Annotated in this window: 22 protein-coding genes and 1 pseudogene; 13 read left to right on the forward strand and 10 right to left on the reverse strand. The window is 71.4% G+C overall.

Going from position 1 to position 19628, the window contains the following annotated elements:
• The first annotated feature begins 258 nt into the window (after positions 1-258).
• Entirely contained in the window at positions 259-1002 is a 744-nt protein-coding gene (locus ACFZDI_RS12440; protein ID WP_391249933.1) for a DUF1275 family protein, read from the forward strand.
• A 346-nt stretch (positions 1003-1348) separates the two neighbouring features.
• Here the strand turns inward: ACFZDI_RS12440 and ACFZDI_RS12445 are convergent, their stop codons facing one another.
• Positions 1349-1948, reverse strand: a complete 600-nt coding sequence (locus tag ACFZDI_RS12445; protein WP_391249935.1) for a TetR family transcriptional regulator C-terminal domain-containing protein — start codon at positions 1946-1948, stop codon at positions 1349-1351.
• A gap of 199 nt (positions 1949-2147) precedes the next feature.
• Between ACFZDI_RS12445 and ACFZDI_RS12450 the strand changes: the two genes are divergently transcribed.
• On the forward strand, positions 2148-3032 hold the full coding sequence (locus ACFZDI_RS12450) for an NAD(P)-binding domain-containing protein (RefSeq protein WP_391249937.1): 885 nt from the start codon (positions 2148-2150) through the stop codon (positions 3030-3032).
• Positions 3033-3065: 33 nt separating this feature from the next.
• Here the strand turns inward: ACFZDI_RS12450 and ACFZDI_RS12455 are convergent, their stop codons facing one another.
• From ACFZDI_RS12455 to ACFZDI_RS12465, 3 genes are all read right to left on the reverse strand, one after another.
• A complete protein-coding gene (locus ACFZDI_RS12455; RefSeq protein WP_391249939.1) occupies positions 3066-4274 on the reverse strand; it encodes an acyltransferase family protein in 1209 nt (402 codons plus the stop codon).
• A gap of 111 nt (positions 4275-4385) precedes the next feature.
• Positions 4386-5147, reverse strand: coding sequence for a ZIP family zinc transporter (locus tag ACFZDI_RS12460; RefSeq protein ID WP_361122247.1), 762 nt, complete (start codon positions 5145-5147; stop codon positions 4386-4388).
• Between the two features lie 199 nt (positions 5148-5346).
• The gene (locus ACFZDI_RS12465) at positions 5347-6435 is read right to left on the reverse strand and encodes a barstar family protein (RefSeq protein WP_391249942.1); all 1089 of its coding nucleotides are present in this window, start codon (positions 6433-6435) and stop codon (positions 5347-5349) included.
• Between the two features lie 223 nt (positions 6436-6658).
• Here ACFZDI_RS12465 and ACFZDI_RS12470 point away from each other — a divergent pair, with 223 nt between their 5' ends.
• A complete protein-coding gene (locus ACFZDI_RS12470; protein WP_391249944.1) occupies positions 6659-7234 on the forward strand; it encodes a dihydrofolate reductase family protein in 576 nt (191 codons plus the stop codon).
• Between the two features lie 27 nt (positions 7235-7261).
• Here the strand turns inward: ACFZDI_RS12470 and ACFZDI_RS12475 are convergent, their stop codons facing one another.
• Positions 7262-7555 (reverse strand): hypothetical protein, encoded by a 294-nt coding sequence (locus tag ACFZDI_RS12475; protein ID WP_234848622.1) that lies wholly within the window; start codon positions 7553-7555, stop codon positions 7262-7264.
• A gap of 172 nt (positions 7556-7727) precedes the next feature.
• Between ACFZDI_RS12475 and ACFZDI_RS12480 the strand changes: the two are divergent.
• A pseudogene (locus ACFZDI_RS12480) lies at positions 7728-7955 on the forward strand (dienelactone hydrolase family protein); the annotation flags it as partial.
• A 77-nt stretch (positions 7956-8032) separates the two neighbouring features.
• Entirely contained in the window at positions 8033-8449 is a 417-nt protein-coding gene (gene coaD / locus ACFZDI_RS12485) for a pantetheine-phosphate adenylyltransferase (RefSeq protein WP_391249947.1), read from the forward strand.
• On the opposite strand, the gene ACFZDI_RS12490 is transcribed toward coaD, so the two are convergent.
• Complete coding sequence (locus ACFZDI_RS12490) at positions 8428-8724, reverse strand: hypothetical protein (protein WP_391249949.1); 297 nt, start codon at positions 8722-8724, stop codon at positions 8428-8430. The genes coaD and ACFZDI_RS12490 overlap by 22 nt on opposite strands.
• Before the next feature lie 104 nt (positions 8725-8828).
• Here ACFZDI_RS12490 and ACFZDI_RS12495 point away from each other — a divergent pair, with 104 nt between their 5' ends.
• Positions 8829-9227, forward strand: a complete 399-nt coding sequence (locus ACFZDI_RS12495; RefSeq protein ID WP_391249951.1) for a nuclear transport factor 2 family protein — start codon at positions 8829-8831, stop codon at positions 9225-9227.
• A 326-nt stretch (positions 9228-9553) separates the two neighbouring features.
• On the opposite strand, the gene ACFZDI_RS12500 is transcribed toward ACFZDI_RS12495, so the two are convergent.
• Positions 9554-9862 (reverse strand): hypothetical protein, encoded by a 309-nt coding sequence (locus tag ACFZDI_RS12500; protein WP_391249953.1) that lies wholly within the window; start codon positions 9860-9862, stop codon positions 9554-9556.
• 357 nt (positions 9863-10219) lie between these two features.
• Between ACFZDI_RS12500 and ACFZDI_RS12505 the strand changes: the two genes are divergently transcribed.
• The 3 genes from ACFZDI_RS12505 to ACFZDI_RS12515 all read left to right on the forward strand — a co-directional run bounded on the left by ACFZDI_RS12505 (position 10220) and on the right by ACFZDI_RS12515 (position 13001).
• The gene (locus ACFZDI_RS12505) at positions 10220-11032 is read left to right on the forward strand and encodes a restriction endonuclease (protein ID WP_391249955.1); all 813 of its coding nucleotides are present in this window, start codon (positions 10220-10222) and stop codon (positions 11030-11032) included.
• A 96-nt stretch (positions 11033-11128) separates the two neighbouring features.
• Positions 11129-12499 carry a Fic family protein gene (locus ACFZDI_RS12510; protein ID WP_391249957.1) on the forward strand — a complete coding sequence of 457 codons (1371 nt, stop codon included), beginning with the start codon at positions 11129-11131 and terminating at the stop codon, positions 12497-12499.
• A gap of 79 nt (positions 12500-12578) precedes the next feature.
• Entirely contained in the window at positions 12579-13001 is a 423-nt protein-coding gene (locus ACFZDI_RS12515) for a DUF6003 family protein (RefSeq protein WP_391249959.1), read from the forward strand.
• Between the two features lie 168 nt (positions 13002-13169).
• Here ACFZDI_RS12515 and ACFZDI_RS12520 read toward each other — a convergent pair whose 3' ends face one another.
• The 3 genes from ACFZDI_RS12520 to ACFZDI_RS12530 form a co-directional block, all read right to left on the reverse strand.
• Positions 13170-13841, reverse strand: coding sequence for a hypothetical protein (locus ACFZDI_RS12520; protein ID WP_391249961.1), 672 nt, complete (start codon positions 13839-13841; stop codon positions 13170-13172).
• 271 nt (positions 13842-14112) lie between these two features.
• The gene (locus ACFZDI_RS12525) at positions 14113-15318 is read right to left on the reverse strand and encodes a beta-1,3-glucanase family protein (protein WP_391249963.1); all 1206 of its coding nucleotides are present in this window, start codon (positions 15316-15318) and stop codon (positions 14113-14115) included.
• Between the two features lie 91 nt (positions 15319-15409).
• On the reverse strand, positions 15410-16009 hold the full coding sequence (locus ACFZDI_RS12530) for a DUF998 domain-containing protein (protein WP_391249965.1): 600 nt from the start codon (positions 16007-16009) through the stop codon (positions 15410-15412).
• A 139-nt stretch (positions 16010-16148) separates the two neighbouring features.
• Here ACFZDI_RS12530 and ACFZDI_RS12535 point away from each other — a divergent pair, with 139 nt between their 5' ends.
• The 4 genes from ACFZDI_RS12535 (at position 16149) to ACFZDI_RS12550 (ending at position 19590) form a co-directional block, all read left to right on the forward strand.
• Positions 16149-17147 (forward strand): inorganic phosphate transporter, encoded by a 999-nt coding sequence (locus tag ACFZDI_RS12535; protein ID WP_391249967.1) that lies wholly within the window; start codon positions 16149-16151, stop codon positions 17145-17147.
• Between the two features lie 19 nt (positions 17148-17166).
• Entirely contained in the window at positions 17167-17781 is a 615-nt protein-coding gene (locus tag ACFZDI_RS12540) for a hypothetical protein (protein ID WP_391249969.1), read from the forward strand.
• A gap of 27 nt (positions 17782-17808) precedes the next feature.
• Positions 17809-18612 (forward strand): DUF817 family protein, encoded by an 804-nt coding sequence (locus tag ACFZDI_RS12545; protein ID WP_391249971.1) that lies wholly within the window; start codon positions 17809-17811, stop codon positions 18610-18612.
• 147 nt (positions 18613-18759) lie between these two features.
• Entirely contained in the window at positions 18760-19590 is an 831-nt protein-coding gene (locus tag ACFZDI_RS12550) for a PP2C family protein-serine/threonine phosphatase (protein WP_234848636.1), read from the forward strand.
• Positions 19591-19628: the final 38 nt, after the last annotated feature.

The following is a 19628-nucleotide window of genomic DNA, read 5'->3' on the forward strand; positions in this document are numbered from 1 at the left end:
TGCCGCAACCTCACGGGCAGCACGCGATGACAGGCCGGTCGTACGGCCTACGGCGTCAACGCGCGCTCGGGCGACCGACCATGTCTCAGCTCCTCGTGGGTGTCTCGCTGCGCCCGAACCCTAACCGCCGGGGCGCCGCTGCGGAAGGCAGCGTCCTCGGCCGCCTCGCGTCGGCCGTGATAGCCCGCACGCAGCCTTCGGTCGCGTGTCCCGGCCGTGGTCCGGTCGCCGGCCGCGGGTGCTGATCACACTGGGCGCATGTCCGATGCGTCCCCGGTCCTCGCGACCGATGCCCGGCGGGTGGCCGTCATGACCGTGCTCACCGTGCTGGCGGGTGCCGTCGACGCCGTGAGCTTTCTGACGATGGGCAAGGTGTTCTGCGCGCTGGCGACCGGCAACGTGCTCTTCCTTTCCTTCGCGCTCGCCGGGGAGGGCGATGTCCCCGTGGCACGGCCCGCAACCGCGATCGTCGCGTTCATGGCCGGAGCGGCCGTCGCAGGCCTCGTACTGCAGCACCTCGCGGATCGAAGAGGGCCGTGGTTCCCGGTCGGGCTCCTCTGCGAGGCCGTCCTGCTGGTGTCCGCCGGGGCGCTGGCCCTGGCACGCAACGGCACGGGGGCCGTCCCCGCCGCCGACGACCACGGGGTCGTGGCACTCGTCGCGCTGGCCATGGGAGTACGTGCCTCCACCGTGCTGCGGGTGCATGTGCCGGGCATGCCGACGCTGTTGAGCCAGACGGCCATCGCCGAACTCATCAACGACGTGCTGAGACACCCCCGGGCGGCGCTGCGCGGGATGACGGCGAAGCAGCGGCTGGCCAGGATGCGCTGGACGGCGACCGCGGGGGGCATCTTCAGCGGCGGGGTGCTCGGCACGCTGTTGCTGGTGCCGCTGGGCACCGGGCGCGCGCTGCTCGTCATCGCGGCGGCGGTGCTGCTCCTGGCGGTGACGGGCATGGTCACACGCCGCCTGGGTGGAACGGGGGCGGTCGGAGCCGGGTGAAGCAGGATCAGCGACGATCGCAGGGGGCGGGGCGTCGCCGGGCCGGGCGACGCAGGGACTTGGGTGGTAAGCGGAGCGGGCGTCGCAGGGCCGAGTGACGCAAGGACTGGGGTGGCAAGCGGAGCGAGCGTCGCCGGGCCGAGTGACGCAAGGACTGGGGTGGCAAGCGGAGCGAGCGTCACCGGGCCGAGTGACGCAAGGACTGGGGTGGTAAGCGGAGCGGGCGTCACCGGGCCGAGTGACGCAGGGACAGGGGTGGTAACCGGGTCGGGTGACGCAGGGCAGGGTGACGCGGGGCCACGGATGGCAGTCGGGCCGGGGCCCGCCAGGGTCGGCCCCGGCTTCGTCAGGGATTCTCCTGCCTCGCGGCCGCGTCGAGCAGAGGGCCCAGTTCCCGGGCCACGGTTCTCAGGGACCGGACGTCCTGCTCGGCGCGCGCGAGCAGGATCGCTCCCTCCAGACTGCTGATCATGAGCGTGGCCAGTGCACCGGCCCGTTCCTCGGGGACGCCCATCCCGGTCAGGGCCTCGGCGACCGCGCCGGTCCACGTCGTGAAGGCCCCGGACGCGGCGGTCCGTGTGGAGGGGACCGACTCCGCGCACTCCACCGTGGCGGCGGCCACCGGGCATCCGCCCGCGAAGCCGGCGGCCTCGTACTCGTCGGTCCACTGACGCACCATCTCGGCGAAGAGCCCGCTCGGCGTCGGCTCGGGCAGCGCGGCCAGGAAGCGCGGAACACGGCGGGCCGCGTACCGCCCGGCCCAGCCCACCGCCTCGTCGACCAACTGCGTCTTGCCGCCGGGAAAGTAGTGCTGGAGCGATCCGCGTGGCGCCGCCGCGTCGGCGGCGACCTGGCGCATGCCGGTGGAGTGGACTCCGTCGCGGCGGATCAACTGGGCCGCGCTGAAGACCATCCGCTCGCGCGGTCCCCGTTCGGCCTTCGCCATCGTCGACCTCCATCCCCGCTCGCCGCGTGCACCGGGTTCACCCGCGCCGTTCTCGCGCCTCGCGCCCGGGTCCGCAGTCTATGACCGCGGTCATAATCACCGCTACTATGACCGCGGTCATAGTCGAGGGTGGTGAGCTCGGCTCGGCGGCGGCGAGGACGGCTCGGCCTGCGCGCAGAGCCCGGGAAGGCGGTGCGTCATGTACGTCGGTTTCATCGGTCTGGGGGTCATGGGGCAGCCCATGGCCCTGCGTCTCGCCAGGGCCGGGACACCTCTCGTGGTATGGAACCGCACCTCGCAGCGCTGCGAGGTGCTGCGGGGCGCCGGCGCCGAGGTGGCGGTGAGTGCCGCCGAGGTCTTCCGCCGGGCGGCGACCGTGTTCCTCATGCTGGCCGACGAGGCGGCCGTGGCCACGGTGCTGGGGCGCGGCACACCGGACTTCGCCCAGCGTGTGGCCGGCCGTACCGTCGTGCACATGGGCACGACCTCGGCCCGCTTCTCCCGCGACCTCCAGGAGGACGTGCGGGCCGCGGGCGGGCGGTACGTCGAGGCCCCGGTCTCCGGCAGCCGTGTCCCTGCCGAGCGGGGCGAACTGGTGGGAATGCTGGCGGGCGACGAGGAAGCGGTGGCGGCCGTACGGCCCCTGTGCGCGCCGATGTGCCGTGAGACGTTCGCCTGCGGGGCCGTCCCGGGTGCGCTGCTGATGAAGTTCTCGGTGAATCTGTTCCTGATCACCTTGGTCACGGGACTCGCCGAGGCGTTCCACTTCGCGGAGCGGCACGGTCTCGACCAGCGCCTCCTCCGGGACGTCCTGGATGCCGGCCCCATGGCCAGTGCCGTGTCCCGGGGCAAGGCGCCGAAACTGCTGGAGCGTGACTTCTCCGTCCAGGCCGCCGCCGTGGACGTCCTGAAGAACAACCGTCTGATCGCCGAGGCCGCCCGCGGGGCAGGCCTGACGTCTCCGCTCCTCGACGTGTGCCACGCGCTCTACGACGAGACCGTCCAACAGGGCCACGGGGAGCGCGACATGGTGGCCGTCCTGCACGCCTTGGAGACCCGGACGGCGAACGGACGACGCTGCTGAGCCGAGGTCGGATCGGGCGTCAGGCGGCGGGCGTCAGGCCCGCATGCCGAACAGGAAGCGCGTCAGGCGTGTCCGGCGCACCAGCAGTTCGTATGCGGTCAGGGTCAGGGTGAGGGAGATCGTCACCAGCACCAGGTACTCGACCGCGATCGGCGCCGACCAGCGCACCACGGCATAGGCGACGGCGACGACGATCGGCTGGTGGAGGACGTACAGCGGCAGGACCGCGGCGGCGAGATAGCCGTAGGCGCGTCGACGCGAGGCCCTTTCCGGTGGCATCCGGGGCTCCTGTGGCGGTCGGCGTCCTGGGCGGTCGAGGAGGCCGGGGATGGCGACGACCAGGCACCATCCGGCCGCCCCGAACAGGGCGCGTGATGCGACGGCCAGGGGGGTCGTCTGTGTGAAGGGGTCGTCGACGGTGGTTAAACCGGGGGCCGCCGAGACGAACAACAGCACGCCGAGGCAGGCCGCCGTACGCGCATCACGCCGCATGGCGGTGCGCCAGCGCGTGTCGGTGGCCAGGACGAAACCGGCGGCGAAGAAGAGCAGGTACGACCACCGGTGCCAGCCCGCGTAGTCCTCCTCCATGCCGGCGAAGGCGCAGAGGGCGGCGAAGGCGAGGGCAGGAAGCAGCACGAGGCCTCGCCACAAGGACACCGCCTCCGCCATACGGTCCATGGCACGTCGGGCAGGCGCGTGCGGCAGCCACCGGTGGAGGCAGACCAGCATGAGGGAGAACGTCAGCAGCAGCACGACGAACCACAGGTGACCGGTCTCGAAGTACCGCCCTTGCACCAGGAAGGGGAACTCGTCCAACTCCACGTGCACATCGAAGAAGCGGGGCAGGAACGCGAGGTACGACTCGTCGTAGCCGGGGTCGGACGCGCGTTGCCGGAGCCACTGCGGCAGCGGGTTCAGGAGGACGGTCGCGACGAGCAGGGGAACGCCCAGTCGCAGCAGGCGCTCCGTGACGAAACGGCCTTCACCACGGCGCTGGAGCGAATGCCGGGCGCCCAGGCCGGAGATCTGGAACAGGAGCGGCATCGCCCAGACCACCCCGAACCCGGCGATGACGGTGACGACTTCCGTGGTCTCGGAGTTCGTGACGTAGAAGTCGCCCTCCGTCGCGAACACCAGTGCCGAGTGGAAGAAGATCAGCCCGATCACCACCAGCATGCGTATCGCGTCCAGCTCCGGCCGCCGCCCCGGTGAAGCGGCCTGTGATTCCGTACGCGTCGTCATGCCGCGTCCTCCCCCGGCTCGCGTGCGTGCCACCCATGGTGGCGGGGAGGGGCGGGCAGGAACAGTCCCGCACAGGCCGGTCACCGAGGGGACAACCCCTGGGATGCGGGGTCAGGCGTGGGACAGCGCGAAGGAGACCAGGAAGCCGCTGACCGTGACGAGTCCGATCGCCAGGTGCGCTTCCTGGAAGGCCTCCGGGATCATGGTGTCGGCGATCATGGCGAGGATCGCACCGGCGGCCACGGCCGTCACGCCCGCGATCACGGTGGGCGAGAAACCACCCAGGACGGCGTACCCGAGGACGGCGGAAACGGTGCTCGCGACGGCGATGGCGCCCCACACGGCGAAGACGTACCCCTTGCCGCGGCCGGACTTCTTCATCCCGGCCGAACTGGACAGACCCTCCGGGATGTTGCTGATGAACACCGCAGCGACGGTCACGAGGCTGACCGCGCCACCGTCGAGCAGACTGACGCCGATCACCGCCGACTCGGGCACACCGTCGAGCAGCGCGCCCAGCGCCAGGGCCAGGCCCGAGCCGCTCTGCTGTTCCTCGGACGGCTGCGTCTGCTCGCTGTGGTAGCCGGATCGCTTGCGGTGGCGAGCGCCCCGGCGTGCGAGCCAGAGATTGCCTCCCGTGTAGGCAGCCGCTCCGGCCAGTGTCCCGACAGCCGCCGGTCCGAGCCCGCCCTGTTCGTATGCCTCGCCGACCAGTTCGAAGGAGACGGCGGAGAGAAGCACGCCGGCACCGAACGCCATCACCAGCGCGATGACCTTCTGCGAGACGCGCATCCCGTAGCCGAACACCGCTCCCAGCAGGAGCGCACTTCCTGCCAGCAGCCCCCAACCACCTGCTTGGATCACCTCGGACATGCGGCGCGTGTACCCGCGTGACGGTGATCGGCACCTGTGACCGCCTACCGCGTGTCAGACGAACCACGGAGCAACCGGCACGGCACCGCCCGCTCGGCGGCCCCGTGCCACCGGCCGACATCCCTGAGGCCACGGCTCCTCGGTAGGAGGTACGACGCCCCGGTTCGCTGTCGTAGTGCGGGCATGGCATACGCAAGACTCACTCGCAGACGACCCGTATCCGGCCCTCGGCCAAGACCTCCAGCGCCAGGGCGACCAGGTCGTAGTGCGTGCCGTTCGCTGTCAGGACGTGGGAGAGATGGTCTCGCGCCGTGGCGGCGTTCCGCCAGAGCAGGGTTGCGGGTGCTGTGTAGCCGAAGCCGCCGCGCAGGCAGTCCGCGAGTGCGTCCACGCAGCCGCCGAAGTAGCCGCCCGGCCCGTTGACGGCTTCGCCGAGTGCGAGGAAGAGGCCCGGCTCGTCGGTGATGTGCCGGCCCTCCAGCTCGTACACGCCTCCGGCCGGGCGGCTCCGGCGGTCGAGTCGGCAGCCCCGCTCGCGGACCAGTTCGAGCCACGCTTCGCGCTGCCGGGTGTCCAGTCCCGTCCACGCTCCGGCCGTCTCCGGCGGACCGGCGAGCCATCGGTCCCAGACGGGGCGGGCGTATCCGGGCACGGGCCTTTCGACCTCGTCCTGGAGCTCCAGGTCGATCAGAGCCGGTCCATGCGAGGAGGGGCGCCACGCGCGGACCTTGGGCCGCAGCAGCCGGTCGGTGAGCGGCGCGCCGTGGTCGTCCCGTATCTCCAGCCAGGCCTCGTCCAGGTCCAACGCACGTCGGGTGCCCGTCGCCAGGGCACGCCGCAGCCGGTCGCTGGGGGCGAGGCCCCGTAGGACGAGCGAGGGAGCGGGCTGCTCGTCGAGCAGGACCCGGGCGAACTCCCGACACGATCCCAGCCATCGGTACCCGTCGTGCAGGCGTACCGGACGCCGGTACCCCTCGGGCGGGCCCATGTAGTCGTCCAGGCCCGTGAGGACGAGGGCACCCGATCGCCCCTGCCGCCCGAGACTCTCCGCGTCTTCCAGCAGCCAGGGGTCGAGCGTCCTGTCCTCTGGAACGAGCCACACCCGGCAGCCGACCCAGCCACGCACATCGGTGCCGTCGGACGCCCAGTCGAAGAGTTCGTAGACGGCACGCCGGGGCTCCCGGAACAGTCCCTGCACCTCGTCGCAGACGCCCCAGACGTGGCCGTGCTCCGACTCCGTCAAGGCATACCGTCGCTGTCCGCTGCCCCCGTACACGGGGGAGATCATGCCCGGGTCAGGAGACGGCCGCGCGGCCTTTTCGCCCACGGCCCGGCAGCCGGGTGTTCGGCGTGCCTTCCGCCGTTCGAGGGGTCGGCGGTCCCGTGTGATGGTCATGGCGACGAGTTTCGGGGCGCGGCGGGTCTGTGAGTGCGACGGTCGGCGAGAGGCACCTGGACAGATGATCACCGGGCCGTACGCATCCCGAGCGGCCGCTCGCGAGGAGGACGACATGACCGCCCCCTACACGTTCGACGTCTTCTCCAGCCTCGACGGCTACGGCGCCGCAAGCGCCGACTGGACCGGCTATTGGGGCAAACAAGGACCCGAACTGCTCGATCGCCGCCTCGCCCTGTACGGCGAGGAGCAACGGATGGTCTTCGGGGCGAACACCTACCGGGCCTTCGCGCAGATGCTGGCCACGAGTACGGAGGACTCCGACGTGCGTGACCCGTGGGTGACGCGGATGAGGAACCTGCCGACGACGGTGGTGTCGAGGACGCTCGAAGGCCCCCTCGACTGGCCGGACGCCACCGTGGTGAGCGGTGACGCGGTCGACGTGGTCGCCCGGCTCAAGGAGGAGTCCGACGTGCCGTTGCGTTCACACGGCAGCCTGTCGATGAACCGGGCGTTGATGGCCGCCGGTCTGGTCGACCGCTTGCAGGTGACGCTCTTTCCGGTCATCACCGGCCGGACCGGCCTGGACCCGGTCTTCCGGGGTGCGGCAGACTTCGACTTGGAGCTGATCGAGGCCCGGACGCTCGACGGTCACATCCAGGAACTCATCTACCGCCCCAGGCTGCACTGAGCCCTCCCTCCGGGGGGGCGCCCCCGCTCAGGCGTTGGCGTGGCGTCGCCAGGCCGTCCTGCGGGGGGCGGCATGGTGGACGGGCTCGGCGGGCCGGTCGGCCTGCCCGCGCCTCAGCCACAGGGCCGTCATGGCCAGCAGGGAGGCGAACACCACCAGGAACACCACCGACACCCACATCTGCCTGCTTCCCGGGTCGGCCCACCCCGCCGACCCGGCCGAAGCGGCCCACAGAACCGCTCCCCCGGCGTAGAAGGTGCGCATCCGGCGCAGCTGCCGCAGGGCTCGTACGGACTCAGCGTGATCAGTTTCCGAAGCCATGCCGACGCAGGTACCCCGATCCGCGCCGTCTATCAGCCCGGTTTTACACGCACGCTCCCGAGGGCGGCGTCGAGTCCGGCTCGGAGGAAAAGGCCGTGCGACACGGGCGCGTTCGGGGTGGTCCTGCCTCCCCCCACGGCACCAGCCGCTCGCCCCCCACCTCGACGGGCGCTCCGCGGAGGTGCATCTCGGGCACGCCGCGTCCGACCTGACGCCCGAGGCTCTCGGTGAGCTCAACGAGGCGCTGGACGCCGCGGGTATCGACCACACCTCCGAGATCTACCCCGGCACCGTCCATGGCTTCACCATGTCCGACACCGACGCCTTCGACCCCGCCGGGCTGCAACGCCACGGGGACCGGCTGCTCCCGCTCCTCGACCGCGCTCTGACCGGCAGCTGACGGGTACGCGGGTGGCCCGCGTACTCCTGAGCGTGGGGCGACCGACCGCTGTTCCGGCCCTGTTATCTTCTCCGGTCATGCGAGCCCTCTTCCCAGGATCCTTCGACCCGGTCACTCCAGGGCATCAGGACGTACTCCGCCGCGCCGCCGCCTTGTTCGACGAGGTCGTGGTCTGCGTCATGCTCAACCCGAGCAAGTCCGGCCGCTTCCCCGTCGCCGAGCGGCTCGACCGGCTCCGCGCGGTGGCGGACGGCCTGAGCAACGTCACGGTCGACTCCTACACCGGCGGTCTGCTGGTCGACTACTGCCGCCGTGCCGGGATCGGCGTCGTCGTCCGCGGCGTACGTGGCGTTGCCGACCTGGACTACGAGATGCCGATGGCGCGCATGAACCACGAACTGGCCGGAGTCGAGACGTTCTTCATCCCTGCGGACCCCGCCCTGGCCCACGTCTCCTCCACCCTCGTCACCGGTCAAGGAGCATCGCCGCGGTAGTGGAAGCTGCACGTCACCCCAGGGCCGGGTGCGCGCGGGGCTTCGGGGGCGGGGTCGTACAGCGCGCGACCGCCGGGGAACCTTCCGAGTTCGGTGGGGAGGGCGGCCCCCGTGCCGAGCTCGTCCGGCGTCCAGCCCGTGACGTCCAGCAGCAGCCCGTCCAGCGGCCCGCCGATGAGCTGGGCATAGGTGCGTCCGGGACGGGGGCCCGGGTCGGGGTCGTCGTGGTCGTGGCCGTAGACCCGGCCGCGCAGCAGCTGCTCGTCGCCGTTCATCCGTTCAGCCTCTCAGCCACCACTGACAGCGCGGTCCGTGGAGTCACCGCGCGCCGCCGCCCGAAATCGCGGGCATCGCGTGTGTCCCGGCCGAAGATGAAGGCATGACCGACCATGACGAATTCCTGGGGTGGGTCAAGACCGCCCTGTACGAGGCTGAGCTTGCGCTGCACAACGGTGACGCGGCTCCCCGCCGCGCGCTCTGGTCGCGCAACGAGCCCGTGAGCGTCCTCGGAGCGTGGCGCAACGCCCGGGGGCAGGAGGAGCTGGACCGTCTCTTCGCCACGCTGGAGGGGAGTTTCTCCGACTGCACGTCCTACGTCTTCGAACTGCTGGCGTGCGACGTCTCGGGAGACATGGCCTACACGGCCGGCCTGGAGCACACCTCCGCCTCCGTCGACGGGCAACCACGCACCTACACGTTGCGGGCCACCCAGGTGTACCGCCGCGAGGACGGCGCGTGGCGGGTGGCCCACCGTCATGCCGACACCGTCGCCGGGTGAGCATGCCCGGGGCGGCCGACGCGGAGCAGGGCCGCGATCGGTCCGCGGATCTCCGGCCCGTAGCCGCGCGTGGTACGCAGACCCTTCCTCAAGTCGGTCCCGGTACGAGCCGGCCGACGTCCGTTGCGTCACGGAGCGGTCGATCGCCACTAGGAGCGGACGGATCGGGTCACCGTTACAGCAACACCGAACCTGCCGCCGCCGTTGTCACCTCGGTCCTCCAGGACAAGCCGGCTCCCTTGCCGGACCACCCCTCCCGCGACGGCATCGCTGCCTTCCTGCGCGACCACGCGTGCGGGCGTCGTCACCGCGGCCGCGGTGGCGGGCTATGCCTGCCAGAGCGCGTTGTGCCTGTGGCGCGCCGGCGGAATGTCCACCGAGTCCACGGCGTCGAGTGCGTGTGCGTCGAGGCCCGTGTGCACCAGGCCCAGCAGTGTTTCCACTCGGGCTCGCAGCCGCTGCCGCTCCCGGCGTTCCTCCAGCGCCGACCATGCGGTGATGGAACGGTCCCGGCCGCGTCGGGCGAACGAGTAGACCTTCACCGTGCGGCGGATCGACCGGGGTTGCGGCCTTCGGGACGCTCGCGTGGCGTCGGTGAGGCTGCGTGCGCTGTACCTCAGGTCGTAGAGGATCACCGAACGCCAAGGGGCTCCTGACGGGACGTCGCGAGTGCTTCGGCTCGGTGAGGGGGACAGGTGGTGGGCGGTGCGGGACACGGGACTCCGTTCGCAGCCACCGCCAGGTATCTCCTGGCGGACTACCTGAAGCCCGCCGGACCGGCCGAACGCTCGTTTGCCATGGACGTCACTCTAGCCCGCCGCTTCGGCGGGCCGCTTGCCTTCGACGCCCCTTCCCCGCCCCCTCTCGGCCAGGTCCGCATCCACAAGTGGGGCTTCGCACAGGGGGCTTGGTGGTGAAGCCGGTGATCTTGGGAAGACGCTGGGGGTGATCTTGCTGTTGGCCCCCTGAGGGGTCCCATGAGGGGGGATGTCGTGACAGTGCCTGTGCGTCGTACGCCGTTCGTGAACCGGAGCCGCTACGGATTCGATCTTCGGTCGACGGCCTTGTTCTTCGTGTTTCTCGCCGTGGTCGTGTGTGCCCTGGGACTGGCCGCCCGGGTGGCGGCGGGTGCCGTGGAGCGGCGCCCCGCCTGGGTGTTCGTGCTGGTCGCGATAGCCGTCGCCGGCTGCCTCGGCCTACGGCGCCGGTGGCGTCTGGCGGGTGTGGCGCGTCGGGCGGCGGCCGCCCTGGACGAGGCGGCCAGGGAAGCAGCCGAGGTACTGGACGCCCCGGACCCCGCTGAGTCCGTGCCCGCACCCGTCTCCGCCACCGCCACAGCCCCCACCACCCCCATCGCCGTCGCCGCCGTCGCCGTCGACTACGACGCCCTGACGCCGGAGGGGTTCGAGGAGGCGATCGCCGGGCTGTGTGAACGCGACGGCTGCACGGAGGTCGAAGTCGTCGGAGGTGCCGGGGACTTGGGCGCTGATGTCATGGCTGTGACACCCGACGGGCGCCGGGCCGTCATCCAGTGCAAGCAGTACGGCGAGTCGAACCGCGTCGGCTCGCAGGATCTGCAGCGCTTCGGCGGCACGTGCTTCAGCGTGCACGAGGCCGATCTGGCCGTGCTGGTCACCACGAGCGACTTCACGGCGCCGGCGCTGGAGTACGCCGAGCAGTGCGGGATCGTGTGCGTGAACCGGGAGGGCCTGGAGGCGTGGACGGACGGCAGTGGCCCTCAGCCCTGGGGGGCCGCACTGGAGGACGGGACAGCGGGGTGGGAGGCAGCCGGATCCGGGTGCTGAGCGGTGCGGCGTCACCAGCCGGCGTCGCAGCAGACGAGCGCGGCCCGGCTGTAATCGACTTGATCGGGTCCGGGACCGGTGTGGCAAGCTGCCCGCGTGGCGATACCTGCACTGGCACCTGGATTCCTGACCTGGGACGACGTAGACCCCGCACGCCGCCCCTTCGACGCCGCCTCGGCAGCGCAGGTCGTGTACTCCCTCGGTCCGGCCCAGGGTGTGCCGCGTCGGCCGGACGTCCCCTTCGCCGACCCCGCGATGACGGCCTGGAGCCGGGACGAGGCCGAGCTGTGGGCCGATGCCATGTCGCAAGCCCTGGTGGAGCACTACGGCCGCTGGGCGACGGGCTGGCGCTGGTCGCACGACGAAGGGGACTTCGACGGCGGGCCGGTCGGGCACTGGTGCTGCCCGCGTGACTCGATCACCACCCCCGAGGAGACACTCCCCCGCGTGGTCGCGGCGCTGTGTGAATGGCGCGCGTGGCTCGAGAGCCTCGCCGGATGGATCGAGGCGTACCCGCTGAACCTCGGCACCGTCGAGGACGACCGGCTCCTGTGGGAGCGCGCGGCCCGCAATCTGATCCTCCAGGTGACCGACCGCACCGGCTGCGGCAGCGGCTGGCACGGGCACTGCGGGCAGGTACTCACCTGGTTCCTCGACCGCTGGGACGTCGCGCCCGACGTCGCGCAGGAGCTGGTCGACCATGCGATCGGCGGGCGGTTCGAGAGCTGGACCGGCCCCGACTCCGCACTGGTCGACGACGTCGCGGAGCAGCTCGCGCGGTCGCTACGGCCGTCCGACCGTGCTCGGTCCGCCGAACCGCTGCCGGACCACCTCGAACGCTGGCTGTCGGTGCGGCGAAGTGTGCCGTGGCAGCAGGCCCGGGACAGCGGCCCGCACGGACCGGCGATCCCGCGTCGCGACGGCGCGGCCGAGGACATCCGCGGCTTCGACGGCGCCCTGGACCCGGCCCGGGCCGAAGGCCTGCTCGCCGCCCTGGAGCTGATGCGATCCGACGCCGCGCGCGGCGCCCGCCTCGACGTCGGGCTGCTGCGCCGCTGGCAGCAGCACGTCCTGGGCACTCCACAGCTCCCGCCACTGCGCACCCTGCCCGCCTTCGCGAAGGGCGGGCGGGAACGCTACGGCATCACCCCCGGCCTCCAGGGCCGCCTGGATGCCTGCCTGGCCGAGAGCGCGCACGAGGCCGAGCCGCCCCTCCCCCTGACCGCTCGCGCCGCACGCGCCCACCTCGACGTCTGTTTCTTCCATCCCTTCGACGACGGCAACGCCCGCTGCGCCTTCCTCACCCTGCTCTTCGTCCTCGCCCGCGAAGGCATCGCCCTCGACGACGTGATCCTGCTGCGGCGCGTGTCCTTCCGGGCCGACGAGCCCCAGGACGCGCTCACCCTGGCCTCGCACATCGACCTCCACATCGCCGAGACCCGGCGCCATGCCGTCTCACCCGATTGAGTGCCTGGTGGTCCCGGTAAGACGGGCGCGGCGGGGTAATGGGATGTCGTTCAGCACGCCTTTGGAGAAGGAGCCGAGGATGACCGACGACGCCTATCTGTTCCTGCTTGACGACGCGTCCACGCAGCTCGGGGTGGCGCCGGCCGCCGTCGGTGAACTCGCCTGCATGGACACTCCCGCGGTCCGTGCCTGGCTCGAGGCCCAGGGAAGCACGCCGACCTCGCCCCATCTGCGCCTGCTGCCGCCGGAGGAGACGGCGGCCGTGCCGGAGGAGGCCGAGCGGCTGCCCGTCCCGCTGAGCGAGGAGGAGCTGAGCCGCCTGCGCCACGAGATGGTCCCGCAGCCGCTGGCCCGGGTCGAGCAGGAACTGCTCGCCTACCGTGACTGCGCGGACGGGCGGGACGGCCTGATCGGAAAGGCACTGGCCGCCGGTGTGGCACCGCACCGCATCGTCGAGTTGACCGGCGTCGACCCCGCCACGGTCGCCGCCGCGAGCAGGTGACGACGCCGCGGGCAGGCCTCCGGTCCCGTCCGGTCCGGCCGTCGGCCCCGCCGGGCGAGAACCGTCCGGCGGGGCCGATCGGCGTGCGCCGGGCAGGCACCACCCGCCCGTGGCAGGTCTCCGCGGCGAGGAGCGCCGCCACGAGGCCTGCCGAGGGGGCGGACCGGATCAGTGGCTGCGGGTGAAGACCTTGTTCCGGGTGGAGCCGTCGGCGCACAGCTTCTTCTCGTCGGCCGTCATCTTGCGGGACTTGACCACGACGGCGCTGTGCTTGCCGTCCGTGCCGTTCGGGGCCGGGCCGGTGACGGTGTCGGGCACGAACCAGTAGTAGTGCCCCCACTTGGGGTCGTCGTAGTGGGTCTGCCACGTGCCGGATATCTGCCGCATCACCTGGGCACGGGAGATCCAGCCCACCTCTCCCGGCTTCACGGTCACCGTGAAGGAACTCGTCTCCGTGTGCGAGCTCTGCCAGGTGTAGTTGTAGGTCGCGGTCACACTCGCCGTGATGATGCCTTCGATGCCGCCGCCCACCGTGACGGAGCCTCCGACCGAGTGGGAGGAGCCCACCGTGTCGGCCCAGGACATCGACTGGGAGGCGGCCGAGTCGGTGCAGTTGAAGAGCAGTTCGGAGACCTGGCGGGGCTCACCGAGGTAGGCCTTGCCGAGTTGGGGGTCGTTGAAGCTGCACTTGCCCGCTCCGGAGGCGCAGTCGGCCATGATCTGCTCCGCGGTGGGTTGTTCCTCGGCCGCGGCGGGCACTGCCGTCGCGATCACCCCGAGCGCGGTCGCCGTCAGCGCGAGCGTGCGGCTTCCGTACCGCAGGGCGTCGTTCCTCGTCATCGTTGTTGCCTCGCATGTGCGTGGGGGGAAAGTGGCCACAATTGCCGTTGTTCCGGACGGGACTGTGGTCGCTGTGTGATGCCAACGAGGCTCACGTAATTGGCGACCCAACTACACCAAGAGATGGCAAAGTTGTAATTGATTTTCAGAACTGATGAAGGGCCAACTTTGCGTCACCACCTGCCTGTTGTGGCCGTTGCGGCGGGGCCCGTACGGAAAGCCGCCGCTGCCACGCAGAGTTCGTGGCACCGGCGGCCTCAGGAGGGACAGGTCAGTTGAGGGGTTCGAGCGTCAGATAGGCCTGGCGCGGGTTGCCGTCGTGGACGAGCGACTCGTGGTGGCCGACGTCGTCGAAGGCGAAGGCGTACGCCTTTCCGTCGGCCATCTGGGCGTGGATCTTGCGCGCGTAGTGGTTGGTGACGTTGTCCTTGTAGAAGTCGGTGGCGCCGGCATCGGGCTGGTTGGGGTTGACCAGCAGGGTCGAGCGGTTGAAGCCCGCACACAGCGTGCGCGAGATCGGGCCGCGCACCTGGTCGTTCGGGGCGTCGAGCCTGCGGTGACAGCCGAAGACGGAAGAGGCGTCCGGCTTCTGGAAGCTCGTGACGACCGCTCCGGAGCCGTTGGTGAAGTTCATGACGCCACCGGAGACCCGGCCGTAGTACTTGGTGCCGGGCTGGTCGGCGAATGGGGAAACCGTCAAGGTCGCGCTGGTGTACTTCTGCCAGACGCGGTTGATGTAGTCGTCCATGACGGTGGCCGGAAGGGCACCGGTCTCCACGCCGTACAGCGGCGAGAGCGCGCGCAGGACGGTGCCGTCGGGACGCGTCTGGATCAGGTTGGCCCAGCCTCCGGGCTGGCCCCGCAGGGCGTTGAAGAAGCCGTTGTACCCGCCGGGCTTGAGCCGGCCCGTGCTCGCGGTGCTGCCGTCGGCCCGCTGCACTCCCACCGCGTACGGAGCGGAGAACATGTCGACCTGGGTGCTGTTGATCCACAGGCCCGAGTCGTTGAGCGTGTACTCGGACCAGTTGAACAGGATGTTGCGGTTGGGGTCGGTCGGGTTCTGCACGGCGGGCTGGACCAGGCCGCCGGTGGTGAGCTTGAAGACCAGCTTCTGGCCGTACGAGAAGTAGACGCGGCCGGAGAACTTGGGCATGCGGATCGTGGCCGACTGCCCTGACGCCGGGCCCGCTATCGAGGCGTCGGGGGCGGGAGAAGGCGGGTTGCCGCCGGCGGGCCAGGGGTGGAAGGTGCCGCTCGCGTCGGCCCAGCCCTGCCGGCCGGTCGAGAGTTCCGTGCCCAGGTTGTAGATGTACAGCTGCTCACCGCGGGCCGAGTTGTTGGTGATCTTCAGCGGGATGGTCGCCGGGACGGCGGCATGGGCCGGCGCTCCCGTTCCGGTCGCCAGCAGTGAGCCGGCGAGGACCGCGGCCAGGGACAGCCCCGCGGCCGTGGCCCGGTTCCTGAGAGTTCGCAGCACGCTCTGCCTCCGTTCGACGGTTGGCTGGTGTGAGAGCGCTCTCAATGTCCCGCCCTTGGTCCGTACCTGTCAACAGACGTGCAGCCTCGGGTCAGTTCGGAGCACCTTCGCGCAGCGGTCCGCGCAGGCAGGAGAGGACGACGACGAACGGCCAGAACGACTGGAGAGTCGTCACGGCGCGCTCGGCCACGCCGGCCACGCCGTGGAGGTGCAGCTCGACCAGGAACCAGGCCGCACCGACCGCCATGACGGCCGTCGCCCCCAGGGACGGGAGGGGACGCAGCGCCCACGGCACGGCCGTACCGGCCCGGGCCGCCAGCACGGGCCACGCCGCCAGGACGGCGAAGCCCACCGCGGCCACCGAACCATGGCTCAGCGAACCGCCGCTGCTCGGTGCCGGGAACACGGCAACCGCCAGCGCCGCCACTCCCCCGGCCGCCAGGGCCACCCGCCCCGCGGTCGCGGCCGGGCGCAGACCCCAGGCCGTCAGCAGATGACAGAACCCCAGGGCGACGAAGGCCGCCGTCATCACCCAGGACCCCTGGTTACCGGGAGCCGCGAGGACGCTGATCGTCTGGGCGGCGGGGTCGTACGGGGGGCCCTGCAACGATGCCGCGACCAGCCAGCCCATGATCAGGAAGACGGGTGCACACCCGGATGACACCAGCGCCCAGGTAGGTACAGATCGCATCAGGACACCGTAAAGCCGGGCATTGGTCTCCTTCGGCCTCCCCCGCTCGGCCTGCCTCACCTGGCGTAGTCACCCGGCCCGGTGCGCCCGGGAAGCGCACGATGGAACCGTGCGGCCGGGCGTCGGAAGGTGATCGGGCATGGAGCTCACTCTCGTGGTGCTGATCATCATCGTGGGGCTGACGTTCGACTTCACCAACGGCTTCCACGACGCCGCGAACGCGATCGCCACCTCCATCTCCACCAGGGCCCTGACGCCCCGCGTGGCCCTGGCCATGGCCGCGGTGATGAACTTCTGCGGGGCCTTCCTGGGAACCGGGGTCGCCGAGACCGTCGGCAGCGGCATCATCGGGGCGCCCGAGGCGACCTCGGGTCTGCTGCTCGTCCTGTGCGCGCTCCTCGGCGCCATCGGATGGAACGTCTTCACCTGGTGGCGGGGGCTGCCCACCTCGTCCTCGCACGCTCTGATCGGCGGGCTGGTCGGTGCCGCGCTCGCCGCGTCCGCCACGGTGCACTGGTCGGGCATCCTGGACAAGGTCGTCCTGCCGATGCTGCTGTCCCCACTGGTCGGCGTGGTGCTCGGGTACCTGCTGCACACGGGCATCCTGTGGGCGTTCCGCCATGCGCAACCCCACCGCACCATGGGGCGCTTCCGCATGGCGCAGACCGTCTCCGCCGCCGCCATGGGGCTGGGGCACGGGTTGCAGGACGCGCAGAAGACCATGGGTGTCATCGTGCTGGCGCTGGTCACGGCCGGCTGGCAGGACGGCTTCTCGGTGCCGGTGTGGGTGATCGCGGCCGTGGCGCTCGCCATGGCCGCCGGTACGTACACGGGCGGGCGCCGCATCATCACCACCCTCGGGCGGCGCATCGTGCACCTCGATCCGCCGCGCGGGTTCGCCGCCGAGACGGCCGCCGCGACCGTCCTGTACACGACCGCGTTCCTGGTGAAGGCGCCGATCTCCACCACGCAGACGATCACCGCGGCGATCCTCGGCGCCGGTGCCACCCGGCGTTTCTCCGCCGTACGCTGGCAGGTGGCCCGTTCGATCGGTACCGCCTGGATCCTCACCTTTCCCGGCGCGGGGATCCCGGCGGCGGCGCTCTACCTGTTCCTGCACGCCGTCACCGGTCTGTGAGCACAGCCGGAGGCCGCCCATGAACGCTCGTCCTGACCGCCGGTGGCCCCCGGGAGCCCCCGCCGGGGTTCCGGACGGTCTTCCCTCGCCCGCACGGTTCGCGCATCTGCACCCGGACGACGGCGCCTGCCTGATGGAGGCCGCAGCCCTGCTGGCCTCCGGTCGTTTCACCGACAGCCCGGCCGGGACGCATCCGGCGCTCGCGGCCCTGGCCCGGGTGGTCAACGACGGTGTCGGCGACGACGCCCGACGCGCGCTGTGGCCGCTGGCCGCCGACCTCGCCGACGCCCACCCCCCGGGCCGGGACTACGCGCCGCTGCTCGTCGGCACGGTCGTGGACGCCGCGCGTCGGGTGAAGCCCGCGTCGCGGCCCCTGGCGCGGTACCGCCGCGTGTGCCGGCGGCGGGCGCGGAGACTGGCCCACGCGCCCACGGGTGGTGCGGCGTCCCGGGTCGCCGATCTGCTGTGGTGGCGCGGGCCGGGGCGACGGCACCTCGAAGCGGCTCTGCGGGTGCTGTGCGCCGCACCGGACGCCGAGCGGCGGCTCTCCCTGCTGCTGCGGCAGGCCGTGGCGCAGGCACGGGAGTACACGGACGGCAGGGCATCCGACCGGGACGTCTCCTGCAACCGGTAGCCGCGAGGGGCCGTCCTACTGGGCACCATGATCCCCGCAAGCATCGCCGGCCCCGGGGCCGCACCGGTTCGTCAGCTGGTCGCCTTCGCCTGGACCCAGGCGCAGGCCTGCGCCTTCGCCCTCGCCCTGCTGTCCGGCGTGGCCGTCTCGGCGCTGCTGCCCGATCTGCCCCTGGCACGCTACGACCTCCTGGTCGTCTACGGCGTGCTGCTCACCCTGGTGTTCTGGGCACGCGGCTGGGAGAGCGGGCGGGACGTCGCCGTCATCGCCGTCTGCCACGTCATCGGCCTGGCCTTCGAGTTGGTGAAGGTGTCGCTGGGCTCCTGGAGCTACCCGGAGCCGGCCGTGCTGAAGTTCGCCGGTGTCCCGTTGTACGGCGGGTTCCTGTACGCGGCGGTGGGCAGCTACGTCTGCCGCGCCTGGCATCTGTTCGACCTCGGCCTCGTACGCTACCGGCCGCGTGCGACGGCCCTGGTCGCCGCGGCCGTCTACGTCAACTTCTTCAGCCACCACTGGCTGCCCGACCTGCGCTGGGTGCTGGCGGGCCTGCTCGTGGCCGTCACGCTGGGGACGTCGGTGCGGTTCACGGTGCGCGGCGTACGCCGGCGGATGCCGTTGGCGCTGTCGTTCGTGCTGATCGGGTTCTTCCTGTGGGTGGCGGAGAATCTGGCGACCTTGGCCGGTGCGTGGCGGTATCCGTATCAGGAGCACGGCTGGGAGCCGGTGGGGGTGCAGAAGTTCGGAGCCTGGGCGCTGCTCATCAGCGTGACGTTCGTGCTGGCGGCGGTCGGGCGGCGTACGGGTTCCGAGGCGGTGCGGGACTCCGGTTGAGGGCCGCCGGGGCCGTGGAGTCGTGATGGAGGCACTCGCCTGGAGTCGTGGGGCAGGCACTCGCCTGAGTATCATCCTATGGACGTAAATCGGGTGATTTGCCTTCGCGGTCGTCACCTACCGTGGCCATCCTCGCCGGAGTGAACCATGTCCCGCACCGGCACGACGGACGACGGCGACGAGCTGCTGACCAGGCTCGGGGCCCTGACGGCTCAGGCGCGTGCCCAGGCCGAGATGCAGCGGTCCCAGGTCGAGCTGGCGATCGCGCTGCAGCGCGGCATGCTGCCACGGGACCTCCCCGTGGCCCGCCGGCTGCACTTGGCCGTGCGGTACGCGCCCGCGTACCGGGGCCTCAACGTGGGCGGCGACTGGTATGACGCCTTCACCCTGGGCGACGGCCGGATCGGCCTGTCCATCGGCGACGTCCAGGGCCACAACATCGAGGCAGCGGCCTTCATGGGGCAGGTGAGGGCCGGTCTGCGGGCGCTGGCGTCGGTGACGAGCGATCCGGGCGAGGTGCTGGCCCGGACCAACGATCTGCTGCTCTCCCTGGGCTCCGACCTCTTCGCCACCTGCACGTTCATGCGGCTCGACCCGTGCGGGGGCGTGCTGGAGAGCGCGCGGGCCGGGCACCTGCCCTGCGTCTGGGCCACGGCGGACGGGAAGTCCGGCCAGACCGAGGACGAGGGCGGGCCGCCGCTCGGGGTGCAGGCCGGGATGCCGTATCCGGTGACCCGCTACGAACTCACGACGGGTGGCGTGTTCGTCCTGCTCACGGACGGTGTCGTCGAGGGGCCGTCCATGCGGCTGGAGGAGGGCCTGGACCAGGTGACGCGGCTCGCGGGCATCGCCGCGGTGGCGGGCATGGACGTGGACGGGCTCGCCGGCGCGGTGATCAAGGGAGCCGAACGCGTGGGGCACGACGACGACGCGGCCGTGCTGGTCGTCGGCCTGGACGGGCCGGACGCTCAGCCGTAGGGCCGCACCGCGCCGCTCCTGTCTCGCCGAGGCGGCGG

It is taken from the genome of Streptomyces sp. NPDC007907 (assembly GCF_042959365.1).
Taxonomy (GTDB): domain Bacteria; phylum Actinomycetota; class Actinomycetes; order Streptomycetales; family Streptomycetaceae; genus Streptomyces; species Streptomyces indiaensis.